The 19,599-nt window shown below is 69.4% G+C and carries 13 protein-coding genes; 3 read left to right on the top strand and 10 right to left on the bottom strand.

Translation table 11 applies throughout. The features are described from left to right. Positions 1–14: 14 nt before the first annotated feature. From OG223_RS45030 to OG223_RS44990, 9 genes are all read right to left on the bottom strand, one after another. Positions 15–626, bottom strand: coding sequence for a sarcosine oxidase subunit gamma (locus OG223_RS45030; RefSeq protein WP_329262233.1), 612 nt, complete (start codon positions 624–626; stop codon positions 15–17). Beyond that, positions 619–4,011: a sarcosine oxidase subunit delta family protein gene (locus OG223_RS45025; RefSeq protein WP_329262230.1), complete on the bottom strand. Its 3,393-nt coding sequence runs from the start codon at positions 4,009–4,011 to the stop codon at positions 619–621. Before OG223_RS45025 ends, OG223_RS45030 begins: the two co-directional genes overlap by 8 nt. 11 nt (positions 4,012–4,022) lie before the next feature. Next, on the bottom strand, positions 4,023–5,255 hold the full coding sequence (locus OG223_RS45020; protein WP_329262227.1) for a sarcosine oxidase subunit beta family protein: 1,233 nt from the start codon (positions 5,253–5,255) through the stop codon (positions 4,023–4,025). Further along, complete coding sequence (gene glyA / locus OG223_RS45015) at positions 5,252–6,562, bottom strand: serine hydroxymethyltransferase (RefSeq protein ID WP_329262224.1); 1,311 nt, start codon at positions 6,560–6,562, stop codon at positions 5,252–5,254. The genes OG223_RS45020 and glyA overlap by 4 nt, the downstream gene beginning before the upstream one ends. A gap of 21 nt (positions 6,563–6,583) precedes the next feature. Next, the gene (locus OG223_RS45010; protein WP_329262222.1) at positions 6,584–9,022 is read right to left on the bottom strand and encodes a GcvT family protein; all 2,439 of its coding nucleotides are present in this window, start codon (positions 9,020–9,022) and stop codon (positions 6,584–6,586) included. A gap of 217 nt (positions 9,023–9,239) precedes the next feature. Then, positions 9,240–10,211 carry an ABC transporter substrate-binding protein gene (locus OG223_RS45005; RefSeq protein WP_329262219.1) on the bottom strand — a complete coding sequence of 324 codons (972 nt, stop codon included), beginning with the start codon at positions 10,209–10,211 and terminating at the stop codon, positions 9,240–9,242. A gap of 15 nt (positions 10,212–10,226) precedes the next feature. Then, positions 10,227–12,233 (bottom strand): ABC transporter permease, encoded by a 2,007-nt coding sequence (locus OG223_RS45000; protein ID WP_329262216.1) that lies wholly within the window; start codon positions 12,231–12,233, stop codon positions 10,227–10,229. Then, positions 12,233–13,321, bottom strand: coding sequence for a quaternary amine ABC transporter ATP-binding protein (locus tag OG223_RS44995; RefSeq protein ID WP_329262214.1), 1,089 nt, complete (start codon positions 13,319–13,321; stop codon positions 12,233–12,235). The genes OG223_RS45000 and OG223_RS44995 overlap by 1 nt, the downstream gene beginning before the upstream one ends. Before the next feature lie 20 nt (positions 13,322–13,341). Further along, positions 13,342–14,811: an aldehyde dehydrogenase family protein gene (locus OG223_RS44990; protein ID WP_329262212.1), complete on the bottom strand. Its 1,470-nt coding sequence runs from the start codon at positions 14,809–14,811 to the stop codon at positions 13,342–13,344. A gap of 233 nt (positions 14,812–15,044) precedes the next feature. On the opposite strand from OG223_RS44990, the gene purU reads away from it, so the two are divergent. Beyond that, positions 15,045–15,917 (top strand): formyltetrahydrofolate deformylase, encoded by an 873-nt coding sequence (purU, locus tag OG223_RS44985; RefSeq protein WP_329262209.1) that lies wholly within the window; start codon positions 15,045–15,047, stop codon positions 15,915–15,917. A gap of 88 nt (positions 15,918–16,005) precedes the next feature. Here purU and betA read toward each other — a convergent pair whose 3' ends face one another. Continuing rightward, entirely contained in the window at positions 16,006–17,691 is a 1,686-nt protein-coding gene (gene betA / locus OG223_RS44980) for a choline dehydrogenase (protein WP_329262206.1), read from the bottom strand. A gap of 229 nt (positions 17,692–17,920) precedes the next feature. Here betA and OG223_RS44975 point away from each other — a divergent pair, with 229 nt between their 5' ends. Together OG223_RS44975 and OG223_RS44970 are read left to right on the top strand one after the other, a co-directional pair. Beyond that, positions 17,921–18,574, top strand: a complete 654-nt coding sequence (locus tag OG223_RS44975; RefSeq protein WP_329262203.1) for a lysophospholipid acyltransferase family protein — start codon at positions 17,921–17,923, stop codon at positions 18,572–18,574. A gap of 269 nt (positions 18,575–18,843) precedes the next feature. Next, entirely contained in the window at positions 18,844–19,590 is a 747-nt protein-coding gene (locus OG223_RS44970; RefSeq protein ID WP_329265819.1) for an IclR family transcriptional regulator, read from the top strand. The last annotated feature ends 9 nt before the right edge of the window (positions 19,591–19,599 follow it).

The following is a 19,599-nucleotide window of genomic DNA, read 5'->3' as shown; positions in this document are numbered from 1 at the left end:
GGCGTCACGCCGGTTCAGACGTCCTGGGCGTATTCCGCCGCCGCGTCCAGCAGCCAGTCCGTCAGATATCCGGCGAAGGAGGAACGGACCAACACCCAGAATCCGGCGCCGACTTCGTCCCGCGCGACCAGGACGACCTGGGCGCGGGCCAGGGTGGTCTGGGCGCAGCGTCCGGCGCCGAAGGCGCGCGGGTGCAGGTCCAGCGGGCAGCCGTGGGCCAGCAGGTCGCGGGCGCGGGCGCCGGAGACCAGGAGGGTGGTGCGCTGGGCCGAGACATCGGTGACGGCCACGTGCTCGTCGCCGCTCGCGGCCCGGATCCGGTGCTCCAGGTCTCGCTGGGAATCCGGCGGTCCGACCACCAGCCACTCGTCCGGACCGAGCCACAGCACGGTCAACTCCCCTGCCCGCACCGCCGTGTTGGGCTCAAGGGGCAGGGACAGACCGAGCGCGAGTCCTACGGCGTCCGCCGCCGCGCCCTTCGCGTCGAGCCGGACGATCACCTGGGCCAGGAAGGGGAGTTCGGCCAGCCGGACCGCGCCGCCGGAGGAACGGGTCGTGGCCGCGAGCCGGTCGGCGGCGCCCGCGAGGGGGCTGCGGCGCGGGACGGAAAGGGCGGTGTCAGCCATCGCGGCGGGCTCCCTCGGGGTCGTAGAGGACGGGGCTCGCGACGGTGACCGGGATCAACTCGTCGCCCACGGGGGCGTAGAGGCGTTCGCCGATGCGGTCGCGGCCGCCCTTGATCAGGGCGAGGGCGAAGGTGCGGCCGAGGGCGGCGCTGCGGTAGCTGGAGGTGACATGGCCGAGCATCGGGACGGGTGGCGGCGGGAGCACGCTGTCGGCGATCAGTTGGGTGCCCTCGGGGAGGAACGCGCCCGGGTCGTCGGGGAGCAGGCCGACGAGGTGTTTGCGGTCGGGGCGGACGGCGTCGGCGCGGGCGTAGGAGCGCTTGCCGATGAAGTCGGGTTTCTTCTTCGACACCGCCCAACTCATGCCGAGATCCTGCGGAGTTACAGTGCCGTCGGTGTCCTGGCCGATGATCGGGTAGCCCTTCTCGGCTCGCAGGACGTGCATGGTCTCGGTGCCGTACGGGGTGATGCCGAAGGGGGCACCGGCCTCGTACAGCGCCTCCCACAGGGCGAGGGCCTCCCACGGCGACACGTTGATCTCGTAGGCGAGTTCACCGGAGAAGCTGATCCGGCACACCCTGGCCTCGATGCCGGCGACGGTGGTGTCCCGCCAGGCCATGAACGGGAAGTCGTCGTTGCCGACGGCCAGTTGGGGCGCGAGCGAGCCGAGCACCTCGCGGGAGCGGGGGCCGACCAGGGCGACGGTGGCCCACTGCTCGGTCACCGAGGCGCAGTGGACGCGGAGTTCGGGCCACTCGGTCTGGTGCCACTCCTCCATCCAGTCCAGTACGGCGGCCGCGTTGCCCGTGGTCGTGGTGACCAGGTAGCGGTCCGGCGCGAGGCGGATGGCGGTGCCGTCGTCGAGGACCATGCCGTCCGGGCGGCACATGACGCCGTAACGGATCATGCCGACCTTCAGGTTGCTCATCATGTTGGTGTAGAGCCGGTCGAGGAAGACAGGCGCGTCCGGGCCCTGTACGTCGATCTTGCCGAGGGTGGAGCCGTCCATGAAGGCGACACCCTCGCGGGCCGCCGCGCACTCGCGCAGGACCGCGGCCTCCATGTCCTCGCCGCCCTGCGGGTAGTACCAAGGGCGCTTCCACTGGCCGACGTTCTCGAACAGGGCGCCCTGCATGACGTGCCAGTCGTGCAGCGCGGTCGTACGGATCGGGTCGTGCAGCGCGCCCCGGTCGCGGCCGGCGAGGGTGGCGAAGGAGACGGGCGTGTAGGGCGGTCGGAATGTCGTCGTGCCGAGCAACGACACGTCCACGCCGAGGAGTTCGGCGACCACGCCACTGGCCAGGACGCCCGAGGTCTTGCCCTGGTCGTTGGCCGTACCGGCCGTCGTGTACCGCTTGGTGTGCTCGACGGAGGTGAGGCCGGCGGATGTGGCCCGGGTCAAGTCGGCCGCGGTGACGTCGCGTTGGAGGTCCACGAAGCGGGGGGCGTCGGTGGCGGACGGGACCAGGAAGACCTGCATGGCGGGGGTGGCGTCGGGTTCGGTGGGCGCCTGGGGCAGGTTCGGTGCCTCGGCGGTGTAGCCCTCGGCCTCGATCGCGCGGGCGCCCGCGGACGCGCCCTGCGCGAGGGCTTCGGTCAGGTCCGACGCCCCGTTCGCGCTGCCCGCGACCTCGACCGCCTGGCGGCAGGTGTCGGGGACGAAGGAACCGAGGGTGTCGTCGTAGCGCAGTTTGCCGCCTGCCTGGCTGTAGAGGTGGGCGACCGGGTTCCAGCCGCCGGAGACCAGGAGGAGGTCGGTCGCGAAGTGCCGTGTCGTGCCCGTGGTCTCGCCGTACGGGGCGACCGTCACGGCGGTGAGTCGCGGGGCGCCCTCGGTACCGGCCACCGCGTGTCCGGTCAGCACCTCGATGCCGGCCTCGCGGGCTCGGCGTGCCCACTCCTCGGGGGCGGACGGGCGGGTGTCCACGATCGCCGCGATGCGGATTCCGGCTGCCGCGAGGTCCAACGCGGCCGCGTACGCACTGTCGTTGGTGGTGAGGACCACGGCCTGCCGGCCGGGCAGGACACCGTAGCGGTTGACGTAGGCGCGGGCCGAGGCGGCGAGCATCACTCCGGGGCGGTCGTTGTCCGCGAAGGCAAGTGAGCGTTCGTGCGCGCCCGTTGCGAGGACGACTCGGCGGGCTCGGATGCGCCAGACGCGTTCGCGGGAGACGCGGGTGGGGGCCGCTGCGCCGAGGTGGTTGGTGCGGCGTTCCACGGCGAGGAGGTGGTTGTCGTCGTAGTGGCCGAAGACGGTGGTACGGGGCAGTACGCGTACGTCGGGGGCGGTGCCGAGTTCCTCGCTCAACTCCGTCACCCAGTCGAGGAGTTGGGCCGTGTCGAGGAGGCTGCCGCCCAGTTCGGGGCGGTCGTCGGCGAGGATGACTCGGGCTCCGCTGCGGGCTGCCGCCGCGGCGGCTGCGAGGCCGGCCGGGCCCGCGCCCACGATCAGGAGGTCGCAGTGGGCGTGGACCGCGTCGTAGCGGGCGGGGTCGGGGATGGTGGCGAGGCGGCCCTGGCCGGGGAGGCTGGTCGCCACCAGGCCGTCGTAGAGCTCGACCGTGGTCGCGGGGAGCATCGGCTCGGGGAACGGGGCCTCTATCTGGATGACCGCGTTGGGTTCTTCGACTCCGGCCGTGAAGATGCCTCGGGGGCGGCCGAGTTTGATGCTGGTGCCGGTTTGGATGATGCCGTTGGCGAGGAGGGCGGAGGCGAGTGTGTCGCCTTTGTAGCCCGTGTATTCGGTGCCGTCGAAGGTGAAGGTGAGGGGGGTGTCTCGGTGGATTCGGCCGTGGGTGGGGTGGCGGAACGGATGGCCCGCGGCAGAGCCGCTGATGGATGCGGCGCCCCCGCCGCCCCTACCCGTCCCGTCCTCCAGGGGCTCTGCCCCTTCGACCCCGCTCCCAGGGGGCTCCGCCCCCTGGACCCCCGTCGGCCCCGAAAGGGCCTCGTCCTCAAACGCCGGACGGGCTGAGGGTGCGGACCCTTGCTGAAAAGTCGGCGCCGGACCTGCTGGAAGTGACGTGCCTGGCTGCGAAGTTGCCGGACCGGCTGAGGATGCCTGACCTGGCTGCGAAGGCGCCTGACGCCCAGCCGCAGTCCCGAAATCACTGGCCTCCGGTCGCGGCTCCCCCGCCCGGTACACACTCAGGATCTCGTTCGTCGCCGTGTCCCGTACCGCGTTGAACCAGCGGCGGCAGCCCGCCGCGTGGCTCCAGCGTTCCGCGAACGGGCCCTTGGGGTTGGCGCGGAAGAAGAGGTAGCGGGCCCACTCCTCGTCGGTCAGGTCGGACGGGGCCTCCGGGTAGGCCACGTGGGCCTGGCCGCCGTAGTGGAACTCGGCTTCGTCGCGGGGCCCGCACCAGGGGCAGGGGATCAGCAGCATGGTTGGGCTCCCTAGTGGGCCACCGCGGCGGCGCCGTGCTCGTCGACGAGCGCGCCGGTGGTGAAACGGTCGAGCGAGAAGGGGGCGTTGAGGTGGTGAGGCGTGTCGTGGGCGATGGTGTGGGCGTAGACCCAGCCGACGCCCGGAGTGGCCTTGAAGCCTCCGGTTCCCCAACCGCAGTTCAGGTAGAGGTTGTTGACCGGAGTGAGGCCGACTATCGGTGAGGCGTCGGGGGTGACGTCGACGATGCCGCCCCAGGTGCGCAGGACGTGCGCGCGGGCGAAGACCGGGAAGAGTTCCAGGGCCGCCGCCATCTGCTCCTCGATGATGTGGAACGCGCCGCGCTGGGTGTAGGAGTTGTACGAGTCGATGCCCGCGCCCATCACCAACTCGCCCTTGTGCGCCTGGCTTACGTACACGTGGACCGCGTTGGACATGACGACCGTGGGGTGGACCGGTTCCAGCAGCTCCGACACCAGTGCCTGCAACGGGTGGCTCTGGAGCGGGAGTTGGATGCCCGCCATGGCCGCGAGGACGGAGGTGTGGCCGGCCGAGCAGAGTGCCACCTTGCCCGCCGCTATCGGGCCGAGTGTCGTCTGTACGCCGACCACCCTGCCGCCGACGATGTCCAGGCCGGTGACTTCGCAGTTCTGGATGATGTCGATACCTGCGGCGTCCGCCGAGCGGGCCAGGCCCCAGGCGACGTGGTCGTGTTTGGCGATGCCCGCGCGTGGTTGATAGGTGGCCCCCATCACCGGATAGCGCACGTCCGGCGAGATGTTGACGATCGGGCAGACCTCCTTGACCTGCCGTTCGTCGAGCCACTCCGCGTCCACACCGTTGAGGCGGTTCGCCTCGACTCGGCGCACGCTGTCGCGGACGTCCTGGAGGCTGTGGGCGAGGTTGAGCACTCCGCGCTGGGAGAAGAGGATCGGGTAGTCGAGTTCCTCCTCCAGTCCCTCCCAGAGCTTCAGCGCGTGCTCGTAGATGCCCGCGCTCTCGTCCCAGAGGTAGTTGGAGCGGATGATCGTGGTGTTGCGGGCCATGTTGCCGCCCGCGAGCCAGCCCTTCTCCAGCACCGCGACGTTCGTGATGCCGTGGTTCTTCGCCAAGTAGTGCGCGGTGGCCAGGCCGTGGCCTCCGCCGCCGACCACGATCACGTCGTACGAGCGTTTCGGCTCGGGGGTGCGCCAGAGCCAGTCGGGGTGTTCGGGGAGGTCGGCGCCGGGCGTACGGGGGCTCATCGGGCGTCTCCGGCTTCCTCTGGAACAGCCTCTTCTGCTACGGCTGACAGGTGCGGGTAGAGCGGGTGCTTCGCCGCCAGCGCCTCGGTGCGGGCGCGCAAGTCGCTTATGTCGGGGGCCGGTTGGAGGGCTCGCGCGATCACGTCGGAGACTTCGGCGAAGTCCTCCTCGGTGAAGCCTCGCGTGGCCAGTGCGGGGGTGCCGATGCGCAGTCCCGACGTGACCATGGGCGGGCGCGGGTCGAAGGGCACGGCGTTGCGGTTGACGGTGATGCCGATCCCGTGGAGGAGGTCTTCCGCCTGTCTGCCGTCCAACTCGGAGTCGCGCAGGTCGACCACGACCAGGTGGACGTCCGTGCCGCCGGTGAGGACCTTGGCCCCGGTGGCGGCCACGTCGGCGCGGGTGAGGCGTTCGGCGAGGATGCGGGAGCCGGCGAGTGTGCGGGCCTGGCGTTCGGCGAACTCGGGTGAGGCCGCGACCTTGAACGACACCGCCTTCGCGGCGATGACGTGCTCCAGCGGGCCGCCCTGCATGCCGGGGAACACCGCCGAGTTGATCTTCTTGGCGAGGTCGGCCTCGTTGGTGAGGACGACTCCGCCGCGCGGGCCGCCCAGCGTCTTGTGCGTCGTGGTCGTGGTCACGTGTGCGTGTGGGACGGGGTTGGGGTGCAGCCCTGCTGCCACCAGCCCCGCGAAGTGCGCCATGTCGACCATCAGCAGCGCGCCCACCTCGTCGGCGATCCGCCGGAAGGCCGCGAAGTCCAACTGCCGTGGATACGCCGACCAGCCCGCGATGATCATCTTGGGACCGTGCTCCTTGGCGAGGCGCTCCACCTCGTCCATGTCGACCAGGTTGTCGGTCTCGGAGACGTGGTACGGCACCACGTTCAGCATCTTGCCGCTGTAGTTGAGGCGCATGCCGTGGGTGAGGTGGCCGCCGTGTGCGAGGTCGAGGCCGAGGATCGTGTCGCCGGGCTTCAACAGCGCGAAGAAGACCGCCGTGTTGGCCTGGGCTCCCGAGTGCGGCTGGACATTCGCGTAGCCCGCGCCGAAGAGCGACTTGACGCGCTCGATGGCCAACCGCTCGGTGACGTCGACGTGTTCGCAGCCGCCGTAGTAACGGCGGCCGGGGTAGCCCTCCGCGTACTTGTTGGTGAGGACCGAGCCCTGCGCCTCCAGTACGGCGGAGGGTGCGAAGTTCTCGGAGGCGATCATCTCCAACGTGGACTGCTGGCGGTGCAGTTCGGCGCGGAGCGCGGCGTGGACCTCGGGGTCCAGTTCCGCCAACGGGGTGTTCAGCGCGTTCATTCGGAGTTCGCGTCCTTCCGGCTAGCCTCGGAGGCGGGACATCGTCGGGTCGAACAACGGCTCCTGCGCCACGACCGCCTCGACGCGCTCGTCGAAGTAGCCGATGTGCAAGGTCGTTCCCGGGGTGGCGAGTTCGGCCGGCAGCCAGGCATAGGCGATGCCCTTGCCGATCGTGTAGCCGTAGGCGGCGCTGGTGACGTAGCCGACGGCGCGCTCGCCGTCGTAGACCGGCTCCTTGCCCATGACGACCGAATGGGGGTCGTCGATGGTGAGGCAGGTCAACTGCCTTTGTACGTCGGCCTTTCGGCGTTCCAGGGCCGCCTTGCCGACGAAGTCGCCCTTGTCTAGCTTGACGGCGAAGCCGACGCCGGCCTCGTAGGGGTCGTGCTCGTAGGTCATGTCGGTGCCGAAGGAGCGGTAACCCTTCTCCAGGCGGAGGCTGTTGAAGGCGCCGCGTCCGGCGATGACACCGCCGAGGGGCTTGGCCGCCTGCCACAGGGTGTCCCAGAGTTTCTGGCCCTGGTCGGCGGTGGTGTACAGCTCCCAGCCGAGTTCGCCGACGTAGGAGAGGCGCATGGCGGTGACCGGGACCGTTCCAATGTAGGCCCGCTTGGCGCGGAAGTACTTGAGGCCGTCGTTCGTGAAGTCCTCGTCCGTCAGGGGCTGGAGGACCTTGCGGGCCAGTGGGCCCCACAGGCCGATGCAGCAGGTGCCGGGGGTGATGTCGCGGACCTGGACCGTTCCATCGGCGGGCAGGTGGCGGGTGAACCAGTCGAGGTCGAGGTTGCCGTTGGCGCCGACCTGGAAGCGGTCGCGGGCCAGGCGGGCGACGGTGATGTCGCTGCGGATGCCGCCGTCCTCGTCCAGCAGGAGCGTGTACGTCACCGAGCCGACCGACTTGGCGACCTTGCCGGTGACCAGGCCCTCCAGAAAGTCGGCGGCGCCGGGGCCGGTCACTTCGAGGCGCTTGAGGGCCGTCATGTCGTACATCGCGACGGTCTCGCGGGTGGCCTGTGCCTCGGCGCCGACGATGGGCGACCAGTACTGCGCCGCCCAGTCGTTCGGGGTCGGGATCGAACGGCCTTCCACCAGGCCCGAGTTGGCCTCGTACCACTGCGGGCGCTCCCAGCCGTTCGCCTCCAGGAAGACCGCGCCGTGTTCCTGCTGGCGGGTGTGGAAGGGGCTGGTGCGGATCGGGCGCGGCTTCCCGGACGGCTGGAGGGGGTGGAGGATGTCGTAGACCTCGACGAAGTTCTGGCAGTCGCGGGCCAGGACGTATTCGGGGGCGAGTTGGTGCGGCTCGAAGCGGTTGACGTCGCACTCGTGGAGGTCGAAGGACGAACAGTGTCCGTCGACCAGCCACTCGGCCATCGCGCGGCCGACGCCCGCCGAGTGCGTGACCCAGACCGCCTCGGCGACCCAGAAGCCCTTGACGTCCGAACTCTCGCCGAGGAGGGGGAAGTTGTCGGTGGTGAAGGAGAAGAGGCCGTTGATGCCCTCCTCCACCTTCGCGTCCTTCGTCGCGGGGAGCAGGGACTGGGTCTCCGTCCAGGCGGGCGCGAAGTCGTCCTCCGTGAACTTGAGGACGGACGGCATGTCGTCGGCCTCGCCGACCGAGAGGATGTCGTCGGCCGAGATGGGCATCGGGCGGTGGCCGTAGTAGCCGATGCCGATGGCGTCGAAGCGGTCGCGGTAGTAGAGGTCGGCGTCCTGGTGGCGCAGGATCGGGCGGACGGCCTCCTCGGTCCGGCCGGCGAGGGCGGGTACTGGACCGGTCCAGGCGAGCTGGTGGCCGAGCGGGGTCAGCGGGAGGTTCATGCCGACCATGCGGGCGATCTTCGGGCCCCAGATGCCGGCGCAGCACACGACGATGTCGGCGGGGATCTCGCCCTGGTCGGTGAGCACGCCGGTGACGCGGCCCTCGGACTGCTGGACGTCCAGGACCTCGTGGCGGGCCAGGAAGGTCACGCCACGGTCCGTGGCCCGGCGGATCTGGGCCTCCACCGCGAGGACGGCTTTCGCGAGGCCGTCGGTGGGGACCAGGAGGCCGCCGAGGACCTTGTCGGGGTTGAGGAGCGGGTGGTGCTCGACGCACTCCTCGGGGGTGAGCAGACGGGCCTCGATGCCCCAGGCGGTGATCCAGCCGTGGCGGCGGTGGAGTTCCGCGACGCGCTCGGGGGTGGTGGCGACCTCGAGGCCGCCGACCTGGAGGAAGCAGGGCTTGCCGTCGACGTCGAGGGAGCAGAACTTCTCGACCGTGTAGCGGGCCAACTCGGTCATGGTCTTCGAGGAGTTGGTCTGGAAGACCAGTCCCGGGGCGTGCGAGGACGAGCCCCCGGTGGCGGGCAGCGGGCCCTGGTCGACCACGGTCACTTCGGTCCAGCCTCGCGCGGAGATCTCGTCCGCCAGCGCCGCCCCCACGACGCCCGCTCCGATGATGACCACTCGGGGTCCCGCCATCGCCGCACCTCCGGCTAGAGAGCAATCGGGTTGCTGTCTGCGCAACATGCTTCAGGTTGCGCAACTCAATGTGCCCGGCGCGAGGAGCGGGTGTCAAGGGGTCCCGTGACGTCGGACGACACCCCTGAGCACCGGCCGGAGAACGGCGATGCCCGGTGGGCGGTACGCACCTGCGCGCACCGCCCACCGGGCATGGTCAACCGGGTTCCCGCTACGGCTACTTGAGCCAGGCGTCCACCTTGGCCTGGTTGGCGTCGACCCACTTCTTCGCCGCCGCGTCGTCGGACAGCTTGTCCTGCGCTATGTACTTGGCGACGGTGTTCTGGTCCTCGTTCGTCCAGTTGAAGTTCTTCACCAGGTTGTAGGCGGGGCTGCCCGACTTGGCGAACTTCGCGCTGACGATCTTGTCGAGGTCGTAGACCGGATAGTCACAGGCGATCTTCGAGGCGACCGCGTCACAGCCCGTCGTGTACGCGGGCAACGACACCTTCTTGAGCGCCACCTCGGACAGGAACCACTGCGGCTCGTAGAAGTAGCCGATGACCCACTGCTTGTTCTTCTCGGCGGTGCGGAAGGCCTGGATGAGCGCGGTCTCGCTGCCCGCGTACACCACCTTGAAGTCCAGCTTCAGGTTCTTCACCAGCGCGGCGTCGTTGGTGACGTACGACGGGTCGCCGTCGAGGAGTTGGCCCTTGCCGCCCGACTCGGAGGTCTTGAACTTGGACGCGTACTTGTTGAGGTTCTTGTAGTTCAGGATGTCGGGGTGGGCCTTGGCGAGCCACGGCGGTACGTACCAGCCGATGATGCCTTTGTTGCCGGTCTGGCCGGCCTCGACGGCGGTCTTCTGGCCGGTGATGTACTTCTTCTTGAGGTCGTCGTGGCCCCAGTTCTCCAGGACCGCGTCGACCTCGCCGGTGCCGAAGCCCTGCCAGGCGATCTCCTCTTTCAGGTCCTTCTTCTCGACCGTACAGCCGAGTTTTTGCTGCGCGACGTACGCGACGACCGCCGCGTCCGCCTCGTAGCCCACCCACGGGTTGACCGCGAGGTTGAAGGTCCCGCACTTCGCCGAGCTGCCCGAGCTGCTGCCCGAGCCCGAGGACGTGTCGCCGACCTTCGCCCCGCCGCAGGCGGTGAGGGTGAGGCCGAGGACGGCCAGGCCGGCCGCGCCGGTTCGCCAGTGTCTTGCCATGGTGTCGTGCTCCTTTTAAGCGCTGGTTCGGCGCGCGGCCGCCTGAGTGATCCGGTCGAACATGACTCCGAGCAGGACGATGGCCAGCCCCGCCGCCAACCCCTTGCCGTACAGCTCGCTCTGGGAGAATCCGGCCACGACGTCGTAGCCGAGGGCGCCGGCTCCCACCAGGCCGCCCACAACAACCATCGACAGCACATAGATCAGGCCCTGGTTGGTCGCGAGGGTCAGGGCGCTGCGTGCCATCGGGAGTTGAACCTTGGTGATGATCTGCCACGTGTTGCAGCCGGCCGCGGTGGCCGCCTCGACGGTGGTCTCGGGCACGGCCCGCACCCCGTCGGCGGTGATCTTGATGGCGACCGGTACGGCGTACACGACGGCGGCGACGATCGCGGTGAAGCGCGTCGCGCCGAACAGCGCCAGGAACGGCACGAGATAGACGAACGGCGGCATGACCTGCGCCGCGTCCAGCGTGGGCCGCAACAGCCGGTCCACCATCGCGCTGCGCCCCATCCACACCCCGAAGGCGATGCCGAGCAGCATCACGATCACGGTCGCCACGACGGTCGAGGCCAGCGTCGTCATCGCGTCCGACCACACGCCGGTGCCCACAAGCAGCCCCACACACACGGCAGTTGTGATCCCGGAGCGCCAGCCGCCGACGACCACGCCGATGCCGATCAGGGCCGCGCCGACGAGCCACCACGGGGAGTCGGTGAGCAGCGACTGGAACGGGTTGAGCAGACCGTTGGTGATCGCGTCCCGGAAGGCGTTGGTGATGCCGGAGAGATTGTCCTGCGCCCAAGTCGTCACGCTGTCGGCCGCGTTGGCGATATGCGTGCCCGTGGTGCCGTCGCCGGGGAACTGCGCCGCCCACAGGTAGGTGTGCGACAGATAGATCAGCACCACGGCGACCACCGCGCCCGAACCGAGCAGCGGGCGGCGCCACTTGAGGAAGCGGCCGGACGAGTTGCGGGCCTGTTCCGCGCGCGTGCTGGACGCGGTGGTGACCCGGTCGAGGACGATGGCCATGATCACGATCGCCAGGCCCGCGTTGAAGGCCGTACCGACGTCGAGCGACTGGAGGGCCTGCATGACGGTCTTGCCGAGGCCGGGCGCGTCGATCAGGGCCGCGATGGTGACCATCGCGAGGGCGGCCATGATGGTCTGGTTGACGCCCATCACCACGGTCCGCTTGGCCATCGGCAGCAGCACTTTCAGCAGCGACTGCCACCGCGTCGAGCCCATCGAGTCGGCCGCTTCTACGGTCGTCTCCGGGACGTTGCGGATGCCGTGCGCGGTGATGCGGATCGCGGGCGGGGCCGCGTAGATCACCGTGGCGATCACGGCGGAGGCCGGGCCGATGAGGAAGATCAGGGTGAGGGGAGCCAGGTAGACGAAGGTCGGCATCGTCTGCATGAAGTCGAGGAAGGGCGTGATGATCCGGTTGAACCGGTCGGACAGCCCCGCCCACACCCCCAGCGGGATCGCGAACACCAGCGCCACGAGCACGGCGGAGAGGGTGAGCGCCAGGGTGTCCATGCTCTCCTGCCACAGCCCCTGGAGCCCGAAGAAGGCGAAGCCGGCCATGGCGAGGAGCGCGACCCGCCAGTTGCCGACGGCCCAGGACGCGAGGCCGGCGATGCCGACGACCCCGAGCCAGCCGACCTGCGGCACCGGCCGGTCGCCGCTCGGCTGCGAGATCAGGTCCTGGACGAAGGTCACCAGGTTGTCGATGACGAGGCGGATCTCGTTGAAGAAGTAGAGGAAGAGCGGGTTGGAGTTGCGGTTGGCGCCGACCGAGTCGTTGAGGTCGTTGAACCACCGGTGCAGTCCGGTGAGATCGGCCGCCGCGAGCGTCAGCGTCTGCTTCCCGCGCAGCACGGCGAACAGCACCAGCCACACGACGAGGATGGCGCCCACCATCATGGGCCGGGTGACCTTGCGTCGCGGGCCCTTCAAGTCCGGTACGGCGTCCGCGACTTGCGATGCGGGTTCCGGTTTCTCCACGGCGACGGTCATCACGCGTCGCCTTCCCGCCCGGCGACGACCGCGAGGATCTCCTCGTCGCCGACGATGCCGAGCAGTTTCCCGTTCTCGACGACCTTGACGGGCCTGTCGGCCGCGAGTACGGCACGGGTGGCTTCCCGCACCACGACGTCCGGGCCCAACTCGGGGCCGTCCAGGGCGTCTTCGTCCACGGCGGGACGCATGATCCAGCGCAGGGTGAGGACGTCCCCGCGCGGCACGTCCTTCACGAACTCCCGCACGTAGTCGTCGGCGGGAGCACCGACCAGCTCGTCGCCCGTGCCGCACTGCACCATCTTGCCGTCGCGCATGATGAGGATGCGGTCGCCCAACTTGAGGGCCTCGGACAGGTCGTGGGTGATGAACACCATGGTCTTGCCGACCTCGTGGTGCAGCCGGATGACCTCGTTCTGCATGTCACGGCGGATCAGCGGGTCGAGCGCGGAGAACGGCTCGTCGAAGAGGAGGACGTCCGGGTCTCCGGCCAACGCCCGGGCGAGACCGACGCGTTGCTGCATACCGCCGGAGAGCTGGTCGGGATAGGAGTTCTCGTATCCCGACAGGCCGACCAACTCGACGACTTCCAGGGCCCGTTTGGTGCGCTCGGCCTTGCTCATGCCGCGGATCTCCAGGCCGAACGACACGTTGTCGACGACCCGGCGGTGCGGCAGCAGCCCGAAGTGCTGGAAGACCATGGAGAACTTACGGCGCCGCAGCTCGCGCAGCCGCTTGGCGTCCGCGTCCCGGATGTCCTCGCCCTCGAAGACGATCTCCCCCGAGGTGGGTTCGATCAGCCGGGTCAGACATCGCACCAGGGTGGACTTCCCGGAGCCCGACAGGCCCATGACGACGAAGACCTCGCCGGGCGAGACCTCGAAGTTCACATCGCGTACGGCGGCGGTGCATCCGGTGCGGTCCATCAGCTCGCGGCGGGTGAGCCCGCACAGTTCCTCTGAATCGGGGACCTGTTCTGCCTTCGGCCCGAACACCTTCCACAGCTTGCGCACGGAGATGACCGGGGTGGGGCCCGAGTCCTGGGGCGTGCCGCGCCGCTGCGGCACCTCGGTCTGTGCTGGGGTCACGATCGACCTCTTTTCGGCGTTCAGCCGCGGAACCAGTGCTGCGGCCGGGGTTGGATGTTCTGCCAGATGTGCTTGGGCTCTCGGTACTCGTCCAGGCCGGTCGGTCCCAACTCCCGGCCCACGCCCGAGTGTCCGAAGCCACCCCATTCCGCTTGCGGCACATAGGGGTGGTAGTCGTTGATCCACACCGTGCCGTGCCGCAGCCGCCGGGCGACCCGCTGGGCCTTTCCGGCGTCCTGGGTCCAGACGGCGCCGGCGAGGCCGTACTCGGTGTCGTTGGCGATGCGTACGGCGTCGTCCTCGTCGGTGAAGCGCTCGACGGTCAGCACGGGCCCGAAGGACTCCTCGTGCACCACCCGCATGTCCTGCGTGCAGCCGTCGAGGACGGTCGGCGGGTAGAAGTGCCCGTCGGCGAGGGCTGGTTCGGTCGGCCGCTCACCACCGCACCGCAGCACCGCACCCTCGGCGATCCCGGCCGCGACGTACGCCTCGACCTTCTCGCGGTGCTGTGCGGAGATCAGCGCGCCGGTCTCGGCCTCGGGGTCGAATGGCCCGCCGAGCCTGATCTGCCGGGCGCGGCGCACCACTTCGTCCACGAAGCGGTCGTGCAGCGCGTCCTCGACGATCAACCGGGCGCCGGCCGAGCAGACTTGGCCGGAGTGCAGGAAGACGGCCGTGAGCGCGAAGTCCACGGCCGTCTCGAAGTCGGCGTCGGCGAAGATGACGTTGGGGTTCTTGCCGCCCAGCTCCAGCGCCACCTTCTTCACGGTGGCGGCGGCGGTGGCCATGATGCGTTTGCCGGTCTCCAGGCCCCCGGTGAAGGAGACCATGTCGACGGCGGGGTCCTCGGAGAGCGGCGCCCCCACCGCGGGTCCGGCACCGAGCACGAGATTGGCGGCCCCGGCCGGCAGTCCCGCCTCCTCCAGCGCCTTCATCAGCAGGATGGAGGTGGAGGGCGTCAGCTCACTGGGCTTGAGGACGATCGTGTTGCCCGCGAGGAGCGCCGGAGCGACCTTCCAACTGGCTTGCAGCAGCGGGTAGTTCCAGGGGGTGATCAGCCCGCACACCCCAACGGGCTCGTACACGACGCGACTTACGGCGTCGTCGCGCCCGGTGTCGATGACCCGTCCGGCGTCGGTCCCGCCGATCCCGCCGTAGTAGCGGAAGCAGGAGACGACGTCGGCGATGTCGTACTCGCTCTCCACCAGCCGCTTGCCGGTGTCCAGCGACTCGGCGCGGGCGAACTCCTTGGCGTCGCGCTCGATGATCTCGGCGGTGCGCAGCAACAGGGCACCGCGCTCCCGCTCGGGAGTGCGCGGCCAGGGCCCTTCGTCGAACGCACGGCGGGCGGCGGCGATCGCGGCCTCGGTGTCGGGACGCGTGCCCTCGGACACCGTCGCGGCGAGCGTGCCGTCGGCGGGACAGCGAATGTCACGGTGACCGCCGGCCACCGCGGCGCGCCATTCTCCGTCCACATACAGGTCTGCCACGTGTGGAGCCCTTCGAGCGAATTTCGTTGCGCATCGTGCACCGTATTGCTTGTGGTGGAACACCCTGGCGAATGTGCAGACATACGTCAAGGGGTTGGCAGATGACGATTTCGCCATGCGGCCCATTGCCCGGCCGCCTCTTGACCGCGAGCGGCGCCCGGCCCAACCATGTTGCGTATCGCTCACCAAGTTGTGCGATACGCACCAGCCTGACGCACCGACGGAGGCCGCCCATGTCCCCTCGACCGCACCCTGGCCGCGAATTCGTCCTCACTCTCTCGTGTCCGGACAGCGCCGGACTGGTCCATGCCGTGAGCGGCTTTCTCGTCCGGAACTCCGGCAACATCCTCGAAAGCCAGCAATTCGATGATCGGCTCAAGGGCCGCTTCTTCATGAGGGTCCACTTCGACGTTTCCGATCCAAACGCCGACCTGAAAACACTGCGTTACCGATTCGGTCCGGTCGCCGAGGCCTACCGCATCTCCTGGACCCTCCGGGACGCCGCGACCCCGACCAGGACCCTGATCATGGTGTCCAAGTTCGGCCACTGCCTGAACGACCTGCTCTTCCGCAGGCGCACCGGCGCCCTCAACATCGAGATCCCCGCGATCGTCTCCAACCACCGCGACTTCGAGGGCCTCGCCGAGACCTACGGCATCCCCTTCCACCACATCCCGGTCACCAGGGACACGAAGGCCGACGCGGAAGCGCAACTCCTCGAACTGGTAAGGGAGTTGGACATCGACCTGGTGGTCCTGGCCCGCTATATGCAGATCCTCTCCGACGACCTCTGCAAGCAACTGGAGGGCCACGCCATCAACATCCACCACTCCTTCCTGCCCAGCTTCAAGGGCGCCCGCCCCTACCAGCAGGCGTACGACCGAGGGGTGAAGCTCGTGGGCGCCACCGCGCACTACGTCACGCCGGAACTGGACGAGGGCCAGATCATCGACCAGGACGTGGTCCGGGTGGACCACTCGCTCGACCCGGAGGAGCTGGTGACGGTGGGGCGGGACGTGGAGGCGCAGGTGCTGGCGCACGCGGTGAAGTGGCACAGCGAGAGCAGGGTGATGGTGTACGGGAACCGTACGGTGGTGTTCCGGTGAGGGCGGGCTGTATACGGCCTTAGACGGCCGCACCTCAAACGCCGGACGGGACGATCCAGCCCGTCCGGCGTTTGAGGACAAGGCCCCTTCAGGGCCGACGGGGGTTCGGGGGCGGAGCCCCCAGGGCGTCACGGTGCCGGTAGTACACAGCCTCGGACGGAGCCGGCGGCTCCTTGCCCAGGATCAGGTCCGCCGCCTTCTCCGCGATCATCATCACCGGCGCGTAGATGTTGCCGTTGGTCACGTACGGCATCACCGACGCGTCCACGACCCGCAGCCCCTCCACACCGTGCACCCGCATGCTCCCGGGGTCCACGACAGCCATCTCGTCCGTGCCCATCTTGCACGTACAGGACGGATGCAGAGCGGTCTCCCCCTCCTTGGCAACCCACGCGAGGATCTCCTCGTCGCTCTCCACGGACGGCCCCGGCGAGATCTCCCCGTCGTTGTAGGGGGCGAGCGCCGGCTGGTTGAGGAGCTTGCGGGCGACCCGGATCGACTCGACCCACTCACGCCGGTCCTGCTCCGTGGAGAGGTAGTTGAAGCGCAGCGCCGGATGCTCCAGCGGATCCTTGCTCTTGATCTTCACCGAGCCGATCGCGTCGGAGTACATGGGCCCGACGTGCACCTGATACCCGTGGCCGCCGGCCGGCGACGTGCCGTCGTAGCGGACCGCGATGGGCAGGAAGTGGAACATCAGGTTGGGATAGTCGACGTCCTCGTTGCTGCGGGCGAACCCGCCCGCCTCGAAGTGGTTCGTCGCGGCGGGCCCCTTGCGGAAGAGCCACTGCAGGCCGATGAAGGGGGCGCGCCACTTCGCCATGTACGGCTGCATGGAGACGGGTTGCTTGCAGGCGTACTGGATGTACACCTCCAGGTGGTCCTGCATGTTCTCGCCGACGCCCGGCAGATCGTGGACGACGTCGATGCCGAGCGCGCTCAGCTCCTCCGCGTTGCCGACGCCCGAAAGCTGAAGCAACTGGGGGGAGTTGATGGCGCCGCCGCAGAGGATGACCTCGCGGGCGCGCACCTGCCGGACCTTGCCGCGGTGCCGGTACTCGACGCCGACGGCCTTCTTGCCCTCGAAGAGGACGCGGGTGACCATCGCGCGGGTGGTGACGGTGAGGTTGGGCCGCTTCCGCACGGGCTTCAAGTAGGCCTTGGAAGCGGACAGTCGGCGTCCCCGGCTGACGTTGCGGTCGAAGGGCGCGAAGCCCTCCTGCTGGTAGCCGTTGACGTCGTCGGTGCGCGGATAGCCCGCTTCCTGCACGGCGTTGAGAAACGCACCGAACAACGGATTGCCGGCGGGCCCGCGTTCGAGGACGAGCGGTCCGTCGTGGCCGCGGAACTCGTCGTCGAGATCGGCCGCGAGGCAGTTCTCCATCCGCCGGAAGTACGGCAGGCAGTGCGCGTAGTCCCAGCTCTCCATGCCGGCGTCGGCCGCCCAGCGCTCGTAGTCCATGGGGTTGCCGCGCTGGAAGATCATGCCGTTGATGCTGCTGGAACCGCCGAGCACCTTGCCGCGCGCGTGATAGACGCGCCGGTCGCCCATGTGCGGCTCGGGTTCCGACTCGTACTTCCAGTCGTAGAACCGGCTGCCGATCGGATAGGTCAGAGCCGCCGGCATGTGGATGAAGACGTCCCACGGGTAGTCGGGCCGGCCGGCCTCCAGGACCAGCACCTGGTGGGCCGGGTCCGCGGAGAGCCGGTTCGCCAGTGCGCTGCCGGCGGATCCACCGCCGACGATGACGAAGTCGTATTGCAGGGGAGCCATGATCTCTCGTCTCGCTCGCGCCGTAGATACGCGAGGCATGCTAATACGAGTACCGCTATACGCACCAGGTTGCGCGCCACGCAACCTGCGGGCCCAGGTTTCCGTACTGTTTCGCCTGTCCCGAACCGTTTGTGAGTACGCGTACTCATGCCCCCGCCAGCCGGCCGCGTGACGATACGACTCGTCCGCACACCGCGGCTCCACCGGCAGATCAGAGAGTCGGCAGCACGTGCTCAGCGCCTTCGCCCGTACCGTCGTCCCCCTCCTCGGCCGTCTGACGGTGACCACCGGGACGGCCACCACCGTCGCGCCCGGCAGCATCGTCGCGCCCAACCACACCGCGCTGGCCGATCCCGGACTCGTCCTGGCCGCGCTGCACCGGCTGCGCGTCGAGCCGGTCGTCCTCGCCACCGCGGGACTGTGGAAGGTCCCGGTTCTCGGCCGCCGGCTCACCCGCGAGGGCCACATACCGGTGCACCGGGGCAGCCGTAGCGCGGCGGCGGCGCTGGACCTGGCGGCCGAGGCCCTCGCCGCCGGCCGGGTCGTGGTGATCTACCCCGAGGGCGGGCTCCCCCGCCGCCGGGACTCCGGGGACCGCGGCCCCGGCACCTTCCGCACCGGTCTGGCCCGCCTCGCCCTCGCCACCGGCGCACCCGTCGTCCCGCTCGGCCACGTCGGTGCCCGCCGGATCGTCTCCGGCGGCCGGGTGAAGCAGCTCGCCGGTGTCCTCACCGCACCGCTGCGCCGCCCGGACCTCCACGTCCACCTCGGCGACCCCGTCCATCTCACCGGAGACATCGCCGAGGCCACCGCACAAGCCCACTCGGCCGTGGCGGCCGCCTGGCAGCGGGCGGTCGGCCACCTGCCGCCCTCGGCCGACTGAGCTCCGAACTCGCCGCCGCCTCGGCCGACTTGACGACCAGGAGCCGGCACAGCCAAGCGATCAGGTCGCAGCACACGTCATCCACAGCCTTCTCACCACGGGCACCGCGGCGGAAGCGGAACCCCCCGACCACACCTACCGCCCCCTACCAGGCGAAAAGGCCTGATCAAAGTCCCGGCAGTAAACACGTTGTACCGCACTACGCGTATAGTTTCGCTGTGAGCAACTACAGTCCAGATACTGAAACGACAGGTTCGCAGTCCGGCGGAGTGCAGTCCGTGGACCGTGCCATCAGCGTGCTGGAGATCCTGGCCCAGCGTGGCGAGGCCGGTGTCAGCGAGGTGGCCGGCGAGATCGAGGTTCACAAGTCGACCGCGTTCCGGCTGCTCGGGGCGCTGGAGGCGCGCGGTCTGGTGGAGCAGGCGGGCGAGCGCGGCAAGTACCGGCTCGGCTTCGGGATCGTGCGGCTGGCCGGTGCGGTCACCGGGCGCATCGACATCACGCAGCAGGGCCGCCCGGTCTGCGAGCGCCTCGCCGAGGAGATCGGCGAGACCGTCAACATCGCGGTCATGCAGGAGCAGTTCGCGATCAACCTGTACGAGGTGCGCGGCCCCGGCGCCGTCACCGCGCACAACTGGGTGGGCGAACTGACCCCGTTGCACGCCACCTCCAGCGGCAAGGCCCTGCTGGCCCACCTGCCCGCCAAGGAGCGCGCCGCGCTGCTGGCGGAGGCCGGCCTGAAGAAGGTGACCCCGCACACCATCACCTCGAAGACGAAGCTGGAGAAGAACCTCGCCGAGGCCAGGGAGCGCGGATACGCCTGGACCCTGGAGGAGTTGGAGGTCGGGCTGCACGCCATGGCCGCGCCGGTGCGCAACCGGGACGGCGAGGTCATCGCCGCGGTCAGCGCCTCGGGACCGGCCTACCGGTTCACCGAGGAACGGCTGCACGAACTCGCCCCGGTCCTGGTCAAGGGCGCCGAGGAGATCGGCCACCGCATGGGCTACCTGGGCTGAAACCCCCTT

Origin of the sequence: Streptomyces sp. NBC_01478 (assembly GCF_036227225.1) — a bacterium.
GTDB lineage: Bacteria > Actinomycetota > Actinomycetes > Streptomycetales > Streptomycetaceae > Streptomyces.
Note: the sequence above shows the minus strand (reverse complement) of the source record. Positions and strands in the feature narration are given on the sequence as shown.

What these genes read in the sequence shown, in the direction of transcription:
- OG223_RS45030 (WP_329262233.1), bottom strand. Translation starts at nt 626, where the DNA reads ATGGCTGACACCGCCCTTTCCGTCCCGCGCCGCAGCCCCCTCGCGGGC.
- OG223_RS45025 (WP_329262230.1), bottom strand. Translation starts at nt 4,011, where the DNA reads ATGCTGCTGATCCCCTGCCCCTGGTGCGGGCCCCGCGACGAAGCCGAG.
- OG223_RS45020 (WP_329262227.1), bottom strand. Translation starts at nt 5,255, where the DNA reads ATGAGCCCCCGTACGCCCGGCGCCGACCTCCCCGAACACCCCGACTGG.
- glyA (WP_329262224.1), bottom strand. Translation starts at nt 6,562, where the DNA reads ATGAACGCGCTGAACACCCCGTTGGCGGAACTGGACCCCGAGGTCCAC.
- OG223_RS45010 (WP_329262222.1), bottom strand. Translation starts at nt 9,022, where the DNA reads ATGGCGGGACCCCGAGTGGTCATCATCGGAGCGGGCGTCGTGGGGGCG.
- OG223_RS45005 (WP_329262219.1), bottom strand. Translation starts at nt 10,211, where the DNA reads ATGGCAAGACACTGGCGAACCGGCGCGGCCGGCCTGGCCGTCCTCGGC.
- OG223_RS45000 (WP_329262216.1), bottom strand. Translation starts at nt 12,233, where the DNA reads ATGACCGTCGCCGTGGAGAAACCGGAACCCGCATCGCAAGTCGCGGAC.
- purU (WP_329262209.1), top strand. Translation starts at nt 15,045, where the DNA reads ATGTCCCCTCGACCGCACCCTGGCCGCGAATTCGTCCTCACTCTCTCG.
- betA (WP_329262206.1), bottom strand. Translation starts at nt 17,691, where the DNA reads ATGGCTCCCCTGCAATACGACTTCGTCATCGTCGGCGGTGGATCCGCC.